The organism is Phytobacter massiliensis JC163, from assembly GCF_000321045.1.
GTDB lineage: Bacteria > Pseudomonadota > Gammaproteobacteria > Enterobacterales > Enterobacteriaceae > Phytobacter_A > Phytobacter_A massiliensis.
Window position 1 is genome coordinate 1 of the sequence record NZ_CAEO01000219.1, and the last position, 244, is coordinate 244.

The following is a 244-nucleotide window of genomic DNA, read 5'->3' on the forward strand; positions in this document are numbered from 1 at the left end:
CTCACGGCCGGGGGTCAGCAGGTTGAATTTCTGAATGGTGAAGCGGAATACCACGTAGTAGATAACGAAGAAGACCAGCCCCTGCAGGATCAGCATATACCAGTGCACCGCCAGCGGGTTGCGTGACGAGAGCACCATATCCACCAGACCGGCGCTGAAGCCGAAGCCGGCAATCCACTGCATGCTGGCGGCGATAAAGACAGAGATACCGGTCAGCACGGCGTGGATGAAGTAGAGCACCGGT

1 pseudogene is annotated in these 244 nt (G+C 57.8%); it reads right to left on the reverse strand.

Going from position 1 to position 244, the window contains the following annotated elements:
- Window positions 1-244: pseudogene (locus ENTHG_RS00285) on the reverse strand (PTS N-acetyl glucosamine transporter subunit IIABC); the annotation flags it as partial.